Below are 17,566 nucleotides of genomic sequence, written 5' to 3'. Positions count from 1 at the left end.
TGAAAGAAGACTACTTACCCGAAGAAGGAGCCGATGCGGGAACGCGATTACGGATTTTCTGCTCGGACTGGATGCGGACTTCAATAGTATCAATTTTGTCTCTTATTTTTCTAGCGTTAGCTTCGTTTTTTTCATTCTGTACCGCTTTAATGTACATGTCTTTTGCTTTATTCGGCAACTCATTCTTAAAATAAGCATCACCTAAATGCTCGGCAATGACGCTCTCTCCATCTTCGTACTGATGGGCTCTTTCTAAAGTCCGAATGGCTTCTGCAATTTTATTTTGTTTAAACAAAACCCAACCGAGAGTATCCAATATAAAACCATCATTCGGTTTTAATGCCAACGCTCTTCGGGCCAGCTTCTCTGCCGTCTCGAGATTTTGAGTCTTTTCCGCATAAACGTAGGCCAGATAATTGAGCCCCTCAATGTGGTTACTATCAATGGCCAAGAGTTTTTCCATCGCCATTACAGTTTTCTCGACTTGATTGAGCTGATCATAGACCGCGCCCAATTGATAAAGAAGCTGAGTATCTTTCGGGAACTTTTCTCCACCGGCCTCTAGAACTTTCTTCGCTTCTTCATATTTCTTTTGCGTATCTAATAGAGAGCCATAAAGTGCGTAGATTTTAGGGTTATCGTCGAGGATCGGTAAACTTTTCTCTAACAATGCGAGGGCACTCTCCACATCATTGGTTAATTTATAAAGATAGGCTGCGTGCATGATCGCATCGGGATAATATTTGCTGGTTCTAGGAATACCCTTAAACGCTTGAAGCGCGGCGGAGTAATCTTTGACTTCTTCATAAACGGCTCCAAGATAAAATCTCACGCGATCCGAATCAGGTGTCTGATGGAGAATCGCTTCGAGAAGAGGAATTGCCTCCTTGTACTTCTTTTGGTCGACAAGGATAAATGCCATTTTGAGTTGGGCGTTGAGGTTACCTTGATCTAAATCATTGATGATTTTAAGCTGCTCGAAGGCTTTCGCATAATTGGAATCGCCGAGATAGATCTGCACAAGGCTTTCGGCGACCGTAACATCGGGACCATAGTTTTTCTGGAAGCCTTCGTAAAGATTGCGGGCTTTTTCGTTCTGTCCGCGCTTTTCGTAAATAGATCCTAGCTCTAAAACAGACTGAACAAACTGAGGCTGCAAACGGACCGAAGTTTTAAAAGCCACTTCGGCGCTATCCATACTTGCTGGTTTTTTCTGAAGATAAGTACGACCAATGTAATACCATACGAGATAGGGACTCTGAGAGTTCTTCACGAGCGATTCAAAATACTTAATGGCTTGATCCATTTTACCTTCGTCAACATAAGTGGCCCCTAACAATAGAGAGGCTTCTTGATTGGCGGGGTCGATCTGTAAAAGTTGACGATATCCTTGACGTGCTTTTTCGTGGAAACCCAATACGGAGTGAAGGCTCGAGAGCAGGACTTGAGCTTCTGAAAATTTCGGATTTGATTTGAGAGAGAATTCGCAATGTTCAACCGCTTGGTTGACGAGGCCCGCGCGTACATACTCTCCCGCTAAACGAAAGTGACTGCGATAAGAGTTGGGATCGTACACCAAACTCATTTTGTAATTCTCGATGGCTTTTGCCCATTCCCCTTGCATGCTATACGTTTCAGCAAGAGTGAAATGGTAATCCGCTTTGCTTTGCGATTGTATTTCGTTGAGTTTTTCTTCAGGCAATAACGCCATACTTTGAGGCGCATCACCCTTCACATCATAAGCTGAGCTTTTGTACACGCCCGGCGACGAAAGAGGAAAGCTTGAGCAGCCGCTCAAACAGGCAATTAGACCCACGAATCCGATACTTTGATTTAGACGCATTACGTCTCCCATATAGTCCGTATCGGTGATCCGCACCTGGGAGTTGAGGCTGATTCGGAGAACTATCCCTAGGTCCAATTCTAACAAAATATAATTATTTCAATACTTTATGATTCTATAAGAAATCCTTTGTAGTCCTGAGGCCTGGGGCTTATCCCTGATGAAAAGACGGGCGAAAGAATATTTAAAACGCTCCGGGCCAGGCTTGACAACATGTGGCGCCAGTTCTATGTTCGCGCTGTTCCGACGACGCTACAGAGCGCAAAAAGCCTAAAGAAACAGCGAATATAAGCTCTTTCTGAACGGCTTCTTGCTGCATAAATAGTCGAGTCACTACAAGCTAAGCTAAAGAAACCAAGTGGGAGGACCCTTTGATTAACACGAGCCAAGACAACAAAAAGGTGAAAATTATTAAGCGTTACCAAAACCGCAAGCTCTATGACACACAACAGAGCTGTTATGTTACGCTCGATGATATCGCCAAAATGATCCGCTCTGACGAAGAAGTTATGGTGATCGATAACAAATCAAAGAATGACATTACGGCAGCCACGTTAACACAAATCATCTTTGAATCCGAAAAGAAGGCTTCTCAATACGCGCCCCTTTTCACTTTAAGAGAAATCATCCAGCACGCCAACGGCAGCATTTCGAGCTACCTCGCGAAACTCGGTGCTTTTCCTAAAGAATACATCGTTAAAGCGGCTCAACCATCAACATCGAAGTCAGCTCAGCAGGAATCTGTGATCGATAAAGCCGCTCAGTCTTACGATACTGTAAAGCAATCTATCGAAAACCGCATCGCCCAGGCAGCCACTCAGGAGAGTTCAGACTACACGACTTTACCAGTCCCTGAAGAAACTCCAAGTCTTCCAAATCCGAACAACAAGTTCTAATCTTAGATTTAGAACAGATGTTTCAAAAAGCCCACCCCAGCGTGGGCTTTTTTATTTGTCCGGCAGGTACGCCGATACTTTTTGAGAACCGGTGCGTCTAGCTCTAGACGCACCGGTTCTCAAAAAGTATCGGCGTACCTGCCGGACAGTTTGGGGGGCTGGACTTTAGGCTCTCGGCCTTGGTGCAAATTCTTTCAGGTTTTCCACAATAAATTGATCGTCGAAAGCGACGTCCTACATAATAGAGGCAGACTCCAAGAAATTCGAGTTTCCGCGCTTAAACAGGAGGTTCAATGCGCTTCTTACTTCTCATACCGTGCCTAACTTTTATCATCGCTTGCTCTAGCAGTAACGATAGGCCCGACAACAATGGTCGCTTCCCCGCTTCGGCCAATCCTCCGCCTCCCGATAAAAACGCAAAAATCTATCATGTGATGCAAGATCGTATGAGCGCCAAAGGTCGCTTTCTTGTTTCCAACATCGTTGAGCCCGACCATACGGCCAAAGACTGTGAAGCGAGAGCCAAAGCTCTCAGTAAGCAAGTCAAAGGTTACAACAACTTCGCTTACGTCGCGACCATCATGGATCCCGCAAACACAGTCCACGATATCGTGATTGCCGATAAAGATGAGGATAATGAACCACTCAGTAAGTCCGACTGCATGGAAATCGCTGAAGAACATTCGTTTAAAGGTTTTTCGTGCAAAAACATCAGTTCTTACTATTGCGGAACAGTTGGAAACGCCTCAATGTCCCTAGTCAATGGAGACGGAAAATTCTCTCCTGTGGAAGCCGCTCTTGCTGACAAAACCATCAGGATGACCGCGAAGTAAATCGGGTCACCCTTTGCTCCGCAAAGGATCTCGCGCGTCACTACAGTCTTAGCGATCGCTCAGATAGACGACGACACAAAGCCTCCGCTCGGAGGCTTTTTTATTTGCGGATTCGGAGTCCCACGGCTTAACATAATCCCACCAACACGGAGGTTGTATGCTGTCTAAACTTTTAATTTTAGTTCTTTGCACATTCCCCGCTACGGCTTACCCTCAAGCTCTGCCCCAGCTGAATATCGATCAAAACGGAATTACTGTTTCTGGAATTTCCTCGGGCGCGTACATGTCTACGCAGTTGCACGTCGCCTATTCGCAAACGTTTTCCGGCTCGGCCAGTATCGCTGGAGGAGTTTATTGGTGCGCTCAGGGAGAAACACTCAAAGCACAAATCGATTGTGCGGGAATCAAAAAACAGCAAGCTCCGCTCAAACAGATCGAACAAGCTAAAACGTATCAATCTTTAAATGAGATCGACGCTCTGGAAAACTTATCCAATGATATCGTTTATGTTTTTGCGAGCACGAAGGACTATATTATTCATCCGAGCAATAGCGACCGTCTGATTCAGTTTATGCAAAACTTTATTCCGAGCTCGCAAATCATTAAAGACTACGTTCAATCGACGGCTCATGGTTTCCCGACTTTAAATTACGGAAGCAGCTGCAGTGCCGGCGGATCTCCGTGGCTTCTCAATTGTCAGATGGACACAGCTGGGACATTGCTCGAAAAGCTTTACGCTCAGCTCTTACCCCGCGGAAGTTTCGTTGCAGAAAACTTGATTCCTTTTTCTCAGTCAGCCTTCGGAAACTCTTCCACTCCGCTTTATAGTACTGGGTGGATTTACGTCCCCACCGCCTGTCGAGCCGGTGCCAGCTGTCGACTTCATGTCGCTCTCCATGGCTGCCAAATGAGTCCTTCCGACATTCAGGATCAATTTGTAAAACACGCTGGATATAACGAATGGGCCGAGTCCAATAACATCGTTGTGCTCTATCCTCAGTCGGATAAGATCGCTCAGAAAAATCCATATGGTTGTTGGGACTGGTTCGGGTTCACTGGAGCCAATTACGCCACGAAAAGCGGGGCCCAAATGAAAGCCATTAAAAGCATGATCGATCAGGTCAGTAACTTCCGCTCGCAGTAGCGAATTTATCTCGATGTTAACTTTTGAACGGTAGAAATGACGAGATCTCTTTGTACGGGTTTCGTGAGAAACTCTGTGAACCCTGATTCAATCGCTCGCTCGGCCTCTTCTTTCATCGCGTGCGCAGTGAGTGCGACTATCGGTTTAGAATATCCCATGCCGCGCAACTTTTTGGTCGCTTGGTGCCCATCCATATGGGGCATCTGAATGTCCATAATCACGAGGTCGTAATTATTGTTAAGGGCTTTATCGACTCCCTGATTACCATCATCAGCGACATCGACCTTTGCACCTTGTATTTCGAGAATCCGACTAATGAGATATTGATTATCTGGAGAATCTTCCACGAGAAGGATGGATCTGCCTTTTAATTTTTGTTCCATAGAACGTCCTGCATTCGGAGCGGAAGGATGAGTTAATGAGCCGCCACTCACATCTTGAGTCACTGGAGCCGGAGTGATCACTTTCATCGTTGCTAAAAAAAGTGAGCCGATTCCGAGTTCACTGCGAACCAACTTATAGTCACCGCTCATCAATTGACAGAGCTTTTTTGTTAAAACCAAACCTAAGCCTGTGCCCCCGAAACGACGGGTTGTCGACGGATCGGCTTGTACAAAAACCTGGAAAAGATTTTCTGATTGTTCTTTGGAAATACCAACTCCAGTGTCCTCAATTCCGAACTCTAAAACGCCACTTTTAAACGAAAGGTGAAGTGTCACTTTTCCTTTTGTCGTAAACTTAATCGCATTACTAATCGCATTATTAAGAATTTGTCGAAGCCTTGTGGGATCTCCACAAATCATATCGGGCAACTCCGTATGCGGTTCGATCACAAAGCCAATTCCTTTTTCCCGCGCTTGAAAACCTGCGTAGGAACTGAAATCTGCAAGAAAACTCGAAAACGAAAATTCGATGGATTCTAAAATAATCTTATCGGCTTCTACTTTCGCCAGATCGAGAATGTCGTCAATAATACGTAGCACCTGAGCCGAGTTTCTCTCGATCACCGCAAGATGAGACAAAATATCTTCGCGAGAAAGTCCTGGCGATCGAGCGAGATCGGCGAAACCCATGATCGCGCCGAGCGGTGTTCTTATCTCGTGGCTCATGTTTGCCAAGAATGCCGATTTTGCAAGATTCGCTTTTTCTGCGAGCTCCTTGGAGAGACTGAGTTCTTCTTGCGTTTTTACCTGTTGAGTTACATCCAAAGTGATTCCGTCGAAACGGACCGGTGTTCCCTTTTGATCGTAGTCTGTCCACCCGATGGCTCGAATGGATTTTATCCTTGAGGGATCCTCCGGATGAGTGGTGCGATAGATGATGTCATAGGGAGCATGATTATCAATGGAGTACTGGATCGCAGATCGAGTCATTTCGCGATCCATCGGGTGGATCCTCTCATAGAAGACATTGATATCCACATGGGCATCGGGCTTTAAAAAGAAATGATTTTTAACCTCTTTGTTCCAGTTCAGATCGGAAAAGGGTAAATCGCAATACCAAATCCCGAGATCCGTCGCCGCCGCAGAACGATCAAATCTAATTTTGGCGAGGCCCAATTCATTTTCGGCGGCGATGCGATCATGAATGTCAGTGACCGTTCCGATATAGCCAGCAAACTGTCCCTGGCTGTCGAATCGAGGATAGCCCACGTCCACGGCCCAGCGGTACTGACCATCTTTCTTTCGGAGGCGATAATCCACCTCCAGTGGGCCTTTATTTTGAACTGCCTGAGTATAAACTTTTGAGGTGTTGGGCAAATCATCAGGGTGAATGTTTTCGAGCCACCCCGTTCCTAAATCTTGTTCAGGGGTCCGCCCCGTGTATTCGTACCATTGCTTACTAAGATAAGTGCATTGCGAATTCACATCGGTCATCCAAATCATCGCTGGCGATGAATCGACTAAATTTTTAAAGTAGTTTTCAGACGTATTCGGAGAGGAATTCACTGAGTTCATGGTCCTCATAATATAGGGATAAACAAAAAATATTGCACCCTTTGCGCGCAAAGACGCGAGCGATTAAAAGGGCTGAGATCATTTAAAAGACACGAGTGGGGATAAATAATTTTTTATTTTTCTTAATCTGGATCTCTTTGGTCCAAATGGGCTCCCCGGATTGCTGGTCGGCCGGAAACATCTTTACGGTGTATTTGCCATCGGGAAGATATTTGCGCGCCACCTGAAAAGTCGCCGGCAGCGTAGACCATTGCCGGACGTCCGCTTGGTCCATAGCATCTAAAGCCAAAAACGCCAAATCCCCTAGTCCTTGATTCTTGCGATTCACGGCCTCTCTAAGAACCAGTTTTCCGGCAAGGCCCGCCACTTTTTTTGCAACCAATCGTTTGTAGTCCTCGTTCAGTGTTTGAATGGCGACGCTTTCCAAGTCGTAAACGATCTGGCTCGTCACCGACCCTTTTCCCGAAATCTCGATACGAACATGACGAATCTGACTTGGAACTGGAACCAACATCGGCATACGATGATTGTCAGGACGTGGACTTTTACGAGGGATCCAGCCTTGTTGCAATAGCACGACCAGTTCACCCTTGTTGCGGATCCCATTCCAATCAATGCTCCCATCGATTTCCGGCCATTTCTTTTTCAAACGATCGTAGGTTTCCTCACGACGAGATACTTTCGCAGCCACCAGAGTGTCTCTCTGAATCGCGGGGAAGTCGGAGCCCTCCAAGGCTTTACTGTACATGATGTAGGCGGAGTCTTTTTCTCCCTCGGCATCCCATAATAAACCAGCGAGGTAGGCGGCAAATGACAACTGACGTTTTTTCGTGTCGCTATCTAATTCAATTTTGTTGATTTTATCGTTGATCCTTCGAGCCATGACCATGGCGTTCTCAAAATTATCCAGCATAAGATAGTTGAGCGCTTGGTAAACGTTAATCAAAAGAAATTCAAACGACTCCGTTTTAAATTGCACCAGATCTTCGCGCATCATGATGGATCCGAATTCGCGCGACAAACTGGTGTAATCATTCACTTCAGCACTCTGATCGGCCTCGTTAAATTTTTTACTACTCTCCTCGAATTTTTGAGCCTGGTAGAGAACCGTTGCGTACTCCAAGAGATAAGCCAATCGATCACCCTTTCGGGTATCCACTTGCTCCTTAAGTATCGCTTCAGCCTGATCGTATTGTCCTGACTGCATAAGATCTCGAGCGCCAGATACATCTTTCTGGTACGTGGCGCAGGAGACAGCTAGGAATAAAAGAAGGGATGCGAAATATCGCACAGAGCGACCTATCAGCCGCTAACGCGTTTCTTTTTAAATTTTTTGCGAATTTGCTTTTGTCCAGCCCACTCGATCAGACTGGTTTTCATATTTGAAAGACTAAAAGATAATTTGTAATAAACCGTTTTATCTTTTCCCACTTCTTGAACGATCGAATCGATACGGCCATTAAGAATGTAGTCCGCGCCGATTTGACCTCCAGGACCTTTTTTAGACTCTTTGGAGACCATGCCTGAATTTTGATATTCATATTCTTCGGCGAGATCTTGACGGGCATCTTTATCCACAAACTGGGCTTTGCCCGATTGAGTGAGCTCCACCATCATCATGCTGGTAATACTTTTAGTTTCGATAATTTCACTGGTTTTGTTTTCAAGGCGCGTGACCATCACAACGGGTGGCTTTTTCGCTTCGGCAAGAACGCGTGAAGAAAGTAAGCTTTGCGCCAATTCACTCACCGCTTTTTGCATGTCCGTTTCGGACCACTTATCATTGAGCAGGTTTTCCTGATCAACATCATCGTACGAACCTTTGGTGAACTGCTTTTCTCCGCAGCCTTGGATCGCCACTGCCGCAAAGGCCAATAATAAAACTAATAAACTATTCTTAAGCATAACTTTCCTCCGATCACATGATCCTATCAAAGACTTCGAGACGATGTCCACGAGGTCCTGCGCTTTGGTGGAGGATGCCGCCCGGACTGATGACGCCCTCAGATAAAGCTGTGAACCCACCAGCCCTGTTCTTGAGCAATAGTTAAAAGACTCTGCTCATCAGCGTAGAGAGACTGATGCTGACTGGAGCGAGATTGTGTCTGGATGGCAAGAGCATCCCCGACGGAGCACTGGAGAAGCTGAACATCGCCGGAACTGTTTCCCGAACAGAAAATCGGTGGAATACCTTTTGTCGCCAGCATCAGAGCTTCCGCTTTGCCAGCCCTCCAAGTGATCGGGCCATCCTGAGTTTTCGTAATGTTTCCGCCAACCACTTTAGTTTTTACACCCATCGCAGAAGTGAGAGGTAAACCGACTGTACTTAGTGCGGCTTCGACCGCCCAATGGACTGAGGCACTTACCACGTAGACCTGTACATTTCTTTTCACTAGCTCGGCCACAAGGATTTTTTGTGATTCGAAGACCTCGGGAGGTCGAAGTTCAACGGCCTTTTGGGCCCACAGCCGCACTTGTGCTAACGAGAACCCACTACAGATCTGGGCGAGCCAAAGATAGGCCTCCGGTGGATGCTTCTTTTTGAGAGACAAGTAATGCTCCCAGGGATCAATTCCCTTGAGTGCGGCAAGATCACAGTGGTCGATCTGAAACTGGAAAAAATTCTCCCCGACATCGCTGTCCCAGAGAGTTCCATCGGCATCAAAAGCCGCATAATAGGGGGGCGGAAATTTTTTTTTGAGGTCATCGACCTTCGCTAAAATGGCGTTCAGCATCTCATTGGAAAATGTCTTGTACATCATGGAAGCTATGTTAGTAAAAGAGACATCATTATGGAAGAAATTAAAATTCTCACTGCAGAAAATCTAGATGAAATTCTCAACTTCGAGATGGAAAGACTACCGGGCGAAGGCATCGAGCGAGAAATTTCGTCTTGGCATGCTCCGTGGCGGAAAGAAGCTCTCGAGCACTATATCCCCCGAGGCTGGTCTTTTGTAAAACGTGTGGATAATAAAGTTGTTGGATACGTTATCGCCCAACCTCTTCTTTTTTTCAAATCGTGGACTCAGGTCCTTTGGATTGAACATGTCAATGCAGAGACCGAGGCTATTGGTGTCGAGATGATCATGATCGCGTATCGCTGGGCCAAAGACAAACATTTGCAAAAAGTATATTTTGGCAAAAATTTGCCGTTTTCAAACGCAATTAATTTCTGTAATGTGAATGAAGATGAGAATTTAATTTTTCTGAACACAACGCGGATGTAATTTTGAATCCGATTTATCGGCAGAACATCATAAACAAAGCTTCGCAGAATCATTACGATCTTGCCATTGTCGGCGGTGGAATTACCGGGGCTGGCGTAGCTCGCGATGCGGCCTCTCGAGGATTAAAAGTGATTCTCTTTGAGGCCCACGATTTCTCTTCGGGCACAAGCTCTCGCTCAAGCAAACTCGTTCATGGTGGCATTCGATATCTGGAAAACTTAGAGTTCGGTTTAGTTCACGAAGCCCTCACCGAGAGAAAGATTTTACTCAAGATCGCGCCTCATATGGTGCATCCCTTGCGCTTTCTTATTCCCATTTATAAATCCTCGCGTGTGGGTTTCTTAAAGATGGGACTGGGAATGATTGCTTATGATATTCTCTCAGCGTTTGAGGCCCCCAAGCTCCACGAAAGACTCTCTTCCAAAGAGATTGAGTTTAAGGAGCCTTTACTCAATCAAGGGGAACTCAAGGGTGGCTTCATTTACTCGGACGCTTTTATGGAAGACGATCGCTTAGTGATCGAGACTCTGCGCTCGGCCCGTAACTTTGGGGCCGATGTGGTCAATTACGTCGAGGTGAATAAAATCACCGAAACCAACGAAGGCGTTACCATTAAAGTGAGAGATGTTCTTGGAAAAAAAGAATGCGATGTCTCCGCCACACATGTCGTCTCCTGCGTCGGTCCCTGGACTGATCTCTTTGCCGAGAAGAGCTTACCTCGATGGAAGAAATCTCTGCGCCCCACTAAGGGTGTGCACATCATCTTTCCCCGAGAAAAACTCGATGTTAAACAAGCCGTGGTTATGGCTGTCGAAACTCGCATTATCTTTGTCATTCCTCGAGGCGAAGTCACCATCGTGGGCACAACCGATACGGATTACGCCAAAGACCCTAGCGATGTCTTGGTCGACGAAGACGATGTCAATTACCTCCTCAAAGCCACGAACTCCTATTTCCCGGACGTTAATTTGTCCCACAAGGATATTATTTCCTGCTACAGCGGGATTCGACCTCTGGTCGATGATGGCGCACAAACCGAAGGCAAAACCAGTCGCGAACATCATATTTTTGAATACTCAGACAAGGTCACCCTTGTGGCCGGCGGGAAATATACAACGTATCGATCGATGGCTCTGGAAATTGTCGACACGGTTTTAGCAAAGTTTCCCTTTGAGCAAAAAATGACCCTCAAGACCAGCCAAACCGAAGACATATTAAATTCTTCGGCCACCGCCGAGAAGATTGAACGTGGTCTTCTCTATTCAGAAAGCTTATCTGAAGAAATGAATCTGCCCCTCCCGCTCGTCAAACAAGCGTTCTTACGTCGCGGAGAAGAAGGGCACGAGATCCTCCAAAAAATGACGCGCCTTAAAAATCCCTCCATGGAGGAGCGCTATTGGCTGGCAGAAGCTCCGTTCTGTATTCGCGAAGAAATGTGTTTGAATTTGATCGATTTTTACTGGAGAAGAACCCCTCTCTTTTTATTTCATAAAGACAATGGCTTGCGCTTTCTACCGGCGATCGCCAAGGAATTCGCCACCCACCTCAAGTGGTCTGCCGACGAAACTCAAAAACAGATCGACGCGGTTCTGGCTTTGAGTTCCAAAGAGCTCAAAGCCATCCGTCGCTAGAGGCTTTGCGTTACTCTCCCCCGGGCTCAGGTTAATCAAGTTATTGTATTGACTCTCATTTTATAGAATTTTAATCTTAGACGATTCATCAATTTGAACTTGAATGGAGACATGTATGGCCTGGTGGAAGCGTTTTACTGAAAGTATATCCAACGACATCGCCATCGATTTGGGAACTGCGAACACCTTGGTTTTTTCGAAAGCCACAGGAACTGTAATTATCGACGAACCCTCGGTGGTTGCGGTTCAAAAGAACTATCGTGGGATGCAAAATCGCGTGCTTGCTGTTGGTAAAGACGCCAAAGAAATGTTGGGAAGAACTCCGGGCACGATTGTGGCCATCCGCCCCATCAAAGACGGCGTTATTGCCGACTTCGAAGTCACCCAGTCCATGCTTAAATATTTTATCTCTAAATCCATGGGCAATAGCCGTAGCTTTATTCGTCCTCGCATTATCATCTGCGTTCCTTACGGGATTACTCAAGTGGAAAAGAAAGCGGTTCGCGAATCGGCATTATCTGCAGGAGCGCGCGAAGTTTTCTTGATCGAAGAACCTATGGCGGCCGCGATTGGCGCCGGCCTTCCCATTACTGAGCCTGTGGGAAGTATGGTGGTTGATATCGGCGGCGGTACGACCGGCGTTGCGGTGATCTCTTTAGGTGGTATCGTTTACTGTAAATCCATCAAAGTTGCTGGAGATAAATTAGACGAAGCCATTATCAACTATGTTCGCCGCCAGTTTAACTTATTGATCGGTGAAAGAACGGCCGAGCAAATTAAGATTTCTATTGGTAACGCTTATCCTTTTGATGAAATGCGCACGATGGTGATTAAGGGCCGCGATCTGGTCGCCGGAGCTCCTAAAACGATCGAAATTACTAGCGAACAGATTAATGATGCACTCACAGATCCTTTAAGCGAGATCGTCGATGCTGTAAGAACCGCGCTCGAAAAAACACCTCCTGAATTAGCTTCGGATATCGTAGATAATGGTATCGTGCTCACCGGTGGTGGTGCGAACCTTCACAACCTGGATATTCTTCTTCGCGAAAGAACCGGTCTCCCAGTGACCATCGCCGAGAACCCTTTGACCTGCGTTGTGATGGGCTCTGGTAAAGTTCTTGATGAGTTAGACCTTCTTAAACAAGTTACGACTGATTAATCGAGCCACTGATGGCGACAAAGAAATATACTTCTCTGAGAACCCTCTTTTTAAGATGGCTCCTCTTGTTCTCGGTGATCCCGCTGATCTTTGTCGCTGGTATTTTTTCCTATCAATTTAAAAACGCCGTTCAGGACGAGATTTTTGAACGTCTATTGGTCTATACTAAACAAATCCAAGATCTTTTTTCTGAGTACGAAACCTATGCCACAGATCGCTTAAATGATGTGGTCTCGGATAACGAAATTCTTTATTATCTAAAAACGCAGTCGATTGATCAACTCCAGTCGAGCCTCCAACGATTTGTCGAATCCGACTTACCTTCCGCCTATGTCGTCTACGACCAGAACGGAAACGAACTCGTGCGTGTCTCATCTAGCGAAAAAGCGAAGGTGGGTCCAAAAACTTTATCGGCCGCTCTTCGCGAGCGTTTGGAAGATAAAGATCGACAAGCCTACGCCTACTTTTTTTCTGTGAATAAACAAATGTATCTTAACTTGAGCGTGGTTAAGAAACTGAAGGACGATAGTTTAAAGTGGCAAGGTTACATCGAAAAAATTATTCTTTTGGATGAAGAGATTGTTAAACAGATAAAAACCCGGTTCGGTTTAGATGTTATTTTCTTTGGGCCTAAAGGTGAGATTTTTCTATCAAGTATCCCCGAAGAAGAGCTCCAAGGACAGGCCTCTCAAGATTTTCTTAAGGGCAACAATCACTTTTTTGATCTCAACGTTCAAGGATCGACCTTTGGCTTTATTTCGACAGCGGTGAGCTGGGGCTCCAGAGATTTCTTAATTGCCATTGGCGCTATGAAAACAAATCTCACGCGAGGGGTGAGTCAGCTGATGTACATTTTTTTAGGGGCAATTGTTCTACTCCTGTTGTGCCTCGCGCTCTTTAGCTATCTCTTTACTCATCAGGTGATTCGACCTTTAGGTCAGCTCGTACAAAGCATGAAGGCCATGCAAGAGTACAATGAGCCCATCGTCATCGAACATAAAACGAATACAGAGATCGGACTCCTCGCCGATAATTTTAATGATCTCTCGCAAAAGGTCTACGATTACCAAAACGATCTTCAGAAGCAAGTGGTCGCGCTCGAAAAAGCCAATGTGGATGTACAGCAGGCGCAAAACCAATTGATTCAGTCTGCAAAGTTGGCCAGTATTGGTCAGCTCGTGGCAGGAGTGGCGCATGAGCTCAATAACCCGATCGGTTTTATCTACAGCAACATGCAACACTTAAGAGAGTATACGACCAGTCTCATCGGAGTGATCGAGGATCTCAGTAAAAAGTCGAATGACGGTGATAAGATCAAAAAGAAATATGACTATGACTTTATATCTAAAGATCTTCCAAAATTAATTGCTTCCTGTGAAGAGGGGGCTCGCCGCACTCGGGATATCGTCAACGGACTCAGAACGTTTTCTCGCTCCAGTGATAAGGATCAGAAAAAATTTAGTGTGACAGATTGCTTAGATTCCACTTTAGATCTCCTCGTCGGGGCCTCAAAAAAATCCGTGGTGCAACTGAATAAATCCTACGCCGATTTCGTTCCACTCATGGAAGGTAACCCCAACCAAATCAGCCAAGTGTTTATGAATATTCTCTCCAACGCGTACCAAGCTGTGGGCGACAATGGAAAAGTTCAGATTGTGGTGTCTTACATAGACGAGAAAGATCAGATTATTGTAAAAATAAAAGACAACGGCAGCGGCATCACGCCGGAAAACTTAGGCAAGATCTTTGACCCGTTCTTTACGACGAAGGACGTTGGTCAAGGGACCGGCTTAGGCCTCAGCATTTCCTACGGAATCATCAAAAGCCATGGCGGTGATATCCTAGTGAATTCTCAGGTTGGGAAGGGGACTGAATTTACCATTCAGCTTCCGGCGAAATCTAAAGACTCTTCAAAATCAGAATCCTAAAGAAATCTTGCCGGTTACCCGATACTTCAATCATGCAAGACAATAGAAACACATATTTAATCGCTGGTGGAGTTTTAGTCCTTATCGGAGTCTACTTCACGTTCTCGCAACTTTCACAATCCACGAATCCTAATGAGGGCCCCGGTGTGGTGACCTATAAAAAAGTGGATCGATTAAAAAAAGATGTGCTTCAGCAAAAGCGCCTTCAACAAGATAAAGCCATGGTCGACAATTTTAAGAATGCGCCGTCGCTCCCGACTGGATACCGCCAAGTGAAGGACTCGAGCGTTGGAGACAGTGGTCTACGATTACAGTCTTCGCAAAGCCATGCGGCGTTTGACTCGGGAGAGGATTCGTCTCGCGAAGCTCCTCAGTCATTACAAGTTCAAATCAACGACTTTCTCCTTAAAAAGCAGCGCTACGAACAACTCACTCAACTTCAAAGACAAAAATACGTGTCTGATTTTAAGCGCGAAGCTCAAGCCATGGGTTACGCTGTAGAGTTTAACGATAAACTCGAAGTCGTCCGCTTTGATCGCGTCCCCGCATCTCAGGCCAACAAACCAGCCCTCAAGGTGATTCCTCCGCCTCCACCACCGTCTAGCGGCGTAGATAGCCAAGAAAATTACGAAGACGCTGAAGAAGAATAAAGTTCTTTTTGACTCATCACTGATTCAATCTCCTCGATCTCTTTGGGGGCCAGCGCCGTCATCACTTCGTGGCCATGAGGAGTGACCAGGACATCGTCCTCGATTCGAACACCAATTCCGCGATAGTCCTTAGGCGCCACTTCATCATCAGCAGGAATGTAGATTCCGGGCTCGATGGTGAGAGTCATTCCCGCTACGAGAGGGCGAGACTGATTGTTCACGCGATAAAGTCCGATGTCGTGAACATCCATCCCTAAATAATGTCCAATATTATGAGGATAGTATTTGCGGTAGGCGCCGGAAGAAATGTTTTCATCGACGGTGCCTTTTAATAGTTTCATATCGATAAGTTCTTGCGTGAGCTGTTTGCGCGCCTCTTCTTGGAGTGAATCGTAAGGGAGACCCGGCTTAACCATGGCGCAAATGTTTTTCTGAACCTTTAAAACGCGAGAGTACACGTCTCTTTGAGCGGCAGAAAATTTTCCATTCATGGGGTAGGCGCGAGTGATGTCGGCCGTGTAGTAGTTTTTCTCTGCTCCCGCATCGATCAGCACCAGATCCCCGTTTTTAGAGTCGCAGTTGTTATCGCGATAATGAAGAATTGTGGCGTTAGCTCCGGCCGCGATGATCGAAAAATAACCCTCGCGCATGGCCTGCTGACTATAGAACTCCTTAAATAAAAGAGCCTGAAGTTCTCTCTCGTTCATTCCCGGTCGAGTTTGAGCCATGACGTTGCGATGAGCGATGCCCGAAATTTTACAGGACTCCTTCAGCCATTCAATTTCCTGTGCACTTTTAATGACCCGCATCTCACCGAGAATCTCTTTAGGATCATGAATGGGAATGTGGCCGCGACCGGTTCTCCCAAGGGTCATCACGTATTGTTGCAGCGACCGAATCATCTGAAGATCGCGCTCCCCACCCTCGAGAGATACATAAATACGATCGACGTTAGCTAAGAGTTTTGGGAGCTCTTGATAGAAATGGTTCACATCGAAAGACTCATCGGCACCAAAAACCGATTTGGCCCCTTCTAAACCGTAACGATAACCATCCCAAATTTCCTTGGCAGGATCACGAGGTCTGACGAAGAGTTTATACGGGTTCTTTTGACCGGGAAGGAAGACCAAAACCGAATCGGGCTCCTCGAAACCCGTCAGATAAACAAAGTTACTTTGTGCGCGAAATCGCTCCCAATGACCTTCGTTTCCTGAAAATAAAATAATAGCCGAACCCGCATATTTTTGCGCGATGTGCTCACGACGTTTTTTAAATTCAGATAAATCTTTGTAAGTTCGGTTTTGCATATTTTCCTTTAGAAATCATACTTCTTTACAATACGGTCGATGGCGTCCGAAGATCCCTGTTTGCCAACCTGAATTAAACGTAGACGTTGATCGACCTCAACCATACTGAAGGAGGTTGTATCGACCTTAATCACTTCGTGAACTCCAAAAAATTTCGCCTGATTTAAAGACTCCTGAGTGGCGAGCCACGCGAACCAAGACCAATCTTCCATAGCCCATGCTGCAAAATCAGACTTTTCAACTCGTGGAAGCACGTTCACCAGAATGATCAGCTCGGCTCCTTCTCCTCGTAAGAACTCTGTGACCTCTCCTAAAGCAAACGGAGCGGCCATATTGTCTTTAAGCTCAAAGATCGGCGGAAACTGCATGCAAGACTTTACGATGGTCACCGCCGAACCTTTTTTAGCAAGCCCCACTTTGCGACCATTGATAAAAGGACAGGCGAACGGAATTTTGTTGGAATCCAATTTGCTCTGTAAAAATATCTTCTGCAAATACGCATCGTATTCTTGATCGGCAACTGGGTCCCATTTTTTGGAGAATAATTTTTTAGCCCCAATATTCGGTTTAGTGATTTGGGAAATTTTCCAGTCGACCTCGTGGCTTTGAGCATTGGTCGCGTACAAATTGGCAATAAGACTTCCCCACTCCAACCCCGCAATGGCGACCACGGGAATTTTATTCCGCTCCAGCTCTTGAAGAACTCCCACGTGAGCTAAGGCTTTCGCCCCGCCGGGTCCCAAAATTAACCCTACGCGAGGCGCACGCTGACCGACAAACTCTGGCAATTGCACAGGAGCTGGGGGGGCGGTCGTGACCGACGGCTTGGGGCCAACTCCTGAAGTGCTGGGACTTTGAGGTGAAGATCTTTTATTAACGAGCTGACATCCCAAGAGCGTGAAGACCAGAACTGCAATAGAAGCAATGTGAAGTGTTCTCATACCTCAAAAGTAGCACTCTCTGTTTAACGCGGCAACGCGCGCGCAA

At 46.1% G+C, this 17,566-nt stretch carries 15 protein-coding genes; 8 read left to right on the top strand and 7 right to left on the bottom strand.

The window, feature by feature from the left end; all coding sequences use genetic code 11:
* Nucleotides 1-10 precede the first annotated feature (10 nt).
* Nucleotides 11-1,843 carry a tetratricopeptide repeat protein gene (locus tag K2Q26_09610; protein ID MBY0315764.1) on the bottom strand — a complete coding sequence of 611 codons (1,833 nt, stop codon included), beginning with the start codon at nt 1,841-1,843 and terminating at the stop codon, nt 11-13.
* A 371-nt stretch (nt 1,844-2,214) separates the two neighbouring features.
* On the opposite strand from K2Q26_09610, the gene K2Q26_09605 reads away from it, so the two are divergent.
* The 3 genes from K2Q26_09605 to K2Q26_09595 all read left to right on the top strand — a co-directional run bounded on the left by K2Q26_09605 (nt 2,215) and on the right by K2Q26_09595 (nt 4,716).
* On the top strand, nt 2,215-2,739 hold the full coding sequence (locus K2Q26_09605; protein MBY0315763.1) for a polyhydroxyalkanoate synthesis regulator DNA-binding domain-containing protein: 525 nt from the start codon (nt 2,215-2,217) through the stop codon (nt 2,737-2,739).
* Between the two features lie 293 nt (nt 2,740-3,032).
* The gene (locus tag K2Q26_09600) at nt 3,033-3,572 is read left to right on the top strand and encodes a hypothetical protein (protein MBY0315762.1); all 540 of its coding nucleotides are present in this window, start codon (nt 3,033-3,035) and stop codon (nt 3,570-3,572) included.
* A gap of 157 nt (nt 3,573-3,729) precedes the next feature.
* Entirely contained in the window at nt 3,730-4,716 is a 987-nt protein-coding gene (locus tag K2Q26_09595; protein MBY0315761.1) for a PHB depolymerase family esterase, read from the top strand.
* 5 nt (nt 4,717-4,721) lie between these two features.
* Here the strand turns inward: K2Q26_09595 and K2Q26_09590 are convergent, their stop codons facing one another.
* From K2Q26_09590 to K2Q26_09575, 4 genes are all read right to left on the bottom strand, one after another.
* Complete coding sequence (locus tag K2Q26_09590) at nt 4,722-6,674, bottom strand: response regulator (GenBank protein MBY0315760.1); 1,953 nt, start codon at nt 6,672-6,674, stop codon at nt 4,722-4,724.
* 82 nt (nt 6,675-6,756) lie between these two features.
* Nucleotides 6,757-7,881, bottom strand: a complete 1,125-nt coding sequence (locus K2Q26_09585) for a hypothetical protein (GenBank protein ID MBY0315759.1) — start codon at nt 7,879-7,881, stop codon at nt 6,757-6,759.
* Between the two features lie 95 nt (nt 7,882-7,976).
* A complete protein-coding gene (lpoB, locus tag K2Q26_09580) occupies nt 7,977-8,579 on the bottom strand; it encodes a penicillin-binding protein activator LpoB (protein MBY0315758.1) in 603 nt (200 codons plus the stop codon).
* Nucleotides 8,580-8,677: 98 nt separating this feature from the next.
* Complete coding sequence (locus K2Q26_09575; GenBank protein MBY0315757.1) at nt 8,678-9,436, bottom strand: haloacid dehalogenase-like hydrolase; 759 nt, start codon at nt 9,434-9,436, stop codon at nt 8,678-8,680.
* Between the two features lie 30 nt (nt 9,437-9,466).
* Between K2Q26_09575 and K2Q26_09570 the strand changes: the two genes are divergently transcribed.
* From K2Q26_09570 to K2Q26_09550, 5 genes are all read left to right on the top strand, one after another.
* Nucleotides 9,467-9,901 carry a hypothetical protein gene (locus tag K2Q26_09570; GenBank protein MBY0315756.1) on the top strand — a complete coding sequence of 145 codons (435 nt, stop codon included), beginning with the start codon at nt 9,467-9,469 and terminating at the stop codon, nt 9,899-9,901.
* Nucleotides 9,902-9,903: 2 nt separating this feature from the next.
* The gene (locus tag K2Q26_09565; GenBank protein ID MBY0315755.1) at nt 9,904-11,532 is read left to right on the top strand and encodes a glycerol-3-phosphate dehydrogenase/oxidase; all 1,629 of its coding nucleotides are present in this window, start codon (nt 9,904-9,906) and stop codon (nt 11,530-11,532) included.
* Nucleotides 11,533-11,647: 115 nt separating this feature from the next.
* Nucleotides 11,648-12,694 carry a rod shape-determining protein gene (locus K2Q26_09560; GenBank protein MBY0315754.1) on the top strand — a complete coding sequence of 349 codons (1,047 nt, stop codon included), beginning with the start codon at nt 11,648-11,650 and terminating at the stop codon, nt 12,692-12,694.
* A gap of 11 nt (nt 12,695-12,705) precedes the next feature.
* Nucleotides 12,706-14,622, top strand: a complete 1,917-nt coding sequence (locus K2Q26_09555; GenBank protein ID MBY0315753.1) for a HAMP domain-containing protein — start codon at nt 12,706-12,708, stop codon at nt 14,620-14,622.
* Nucleotides 14,623-14,654: 32 nt separating this feature from the next.
* The gene (locus tag K2Q26_09550) at nt 14,655-15,272 is read left to right on the top strand and encodes a hypothetical protein (GenBank protein MBY0315752.1); all 618 of its coding nucleotides are present in this window, start codon (nt 14,655-14,657) and stop codon (nt 15,270-15,272) included.
* Here the strand turns inward: K2Q26_09550 and K2Q26_09545 are convergent.
* Both K2Q26_09545 and K2Q26_09540 read right to left on the bottom strand, forming a co-directional pair.
* The gene (locus tag K2Q26_09545) at nt 15,248-16,579 is read right to left on the bottom strand and encodes an aminopeptidase P family protein (protein MBY0315751.1); all 1,332 of its coding nucleotides are present in this window, start codon (nt 16,577-16,579) and stop codon (nt 15,248-15,250) included. The two genes, K2Q26_09550 and K2Q26_09545, sit on opposite strands and share 25 nt — an antisense overlap.
* Nucleotides 16,580-16,587: 8 nt before the next feature.
* On the bottom strand, nt 16,588-17,520 hold the full coding sequence (locus tag K2Q26_09540) for a hypothetical protein (protein MBY0315750.1): 933 nt from the start codon (nt 17,518-17,520) through the stop codon (nt 16,588-16,590).
* Nucleotides 17,521-17,566 lie beyond the last annotated feature (46 nt).

This window comes from Bdellovibrionales bacterium, from assembly GCA_019750295.1.
GTDB lineage: Bacteria > Bdellovibrionota > Bdellovibrionia > Bdellovibrionales > JAGQZY01 > JAIEOS01.
This window is presented reverse-complemented; position numbering and strand designations above follow the sequence as displayed.

Bases quoted from the DNA above. Each gene is read 5' to 3' on its own strand.
- K2Q26_09610 (MBY0315764.1), bottom strand. From the start codon at position 1,843: ATGCGTCTAAATCAAAGTATCGGATTCGTGGGTCTAATTGCCTGTTTG.
- K2Q26_09600 (MBY0315762.1), top strand. From the start codon at position 3,033: ATGCGCTTCTTACTTCTCATACCGTGCCTAACTTTTATCATCGCTTGC.
- K2Q26_09595 (MBY0315761.1), top strand. From the start codon at position 3,730: ATGCTGTCTAAACTTTTAATTTTAGTTCTTTGCACATTCCCCGCTACG.
- K2Q26_09590 (MBY0315760.1), bottom strand. From the start codon at position 6,674: ATGAACTCAGTGAATTCCTCTCCGAATACGTCTGAAAACTACTTTAAA.
- K2Q26_09585 (MBY0315759.1), bottom strand. From the start codon at position 7,881: ATGCAGTCAGGACAATACGATCAGGCTGAAGCGATACTTAAGGAGCAA.
- lpoB (MBY0315758.1), bottom strand. From the start codon at position 8,579: ATGCTTAAGAATAGTTTATTAGTTTTATTATTGGCCTTTGCGGCAGTG.
- K2Q26_09575 (MBY0315757.1), bottom strand. From the start codon at position 9,436: ATGATGTACAAGACATTTTCCAATGAGATGCTGAACGCCATTTTAGCG.
- K2Q26_09570 (MBY0315756.1), top strand. From the start codon at position 9,467: ATGGAAGAAATTAAAATTCTCACTGCAGAAAATCTAGATGAAATTCTC.
- K2Q26_09560 (MBY0315754.1), top strand. From the start codon at position 11,648: ATGGCCTGGTGGAAGCGTTTTACTGAAAGTATATCCAACGACATCGCC.
- K2Q26_09555 (MBY0315753.1), top strand. From the start codon at position 12,706: ATGGCGACAAAGAAATATACTTCTCTGAGAACCCTCTTTTTAAGATGG.
- K2Q26_09550 (MBY0315752.1), top strand. From the start codon at position 14,655: ATGCAAGACAATAGAAACACATATTTAATCGCTGGTGGAGTTTTAGTC.
- K2Q26_09545 (MBY0315751.1), bottom strand. From the start codon at position 16,579: ATGCAAAACCGAACTTACAAAGATTTATCTGAATTTAAAAAACGTCGT.
- K2Q26_09540 (MBY0315750.1), bottom strand. From the start codon at position 17,520: ATGAGAACACTTCACATTGCTTCTATTGCAGTTCTGGTCTTCACGCTC.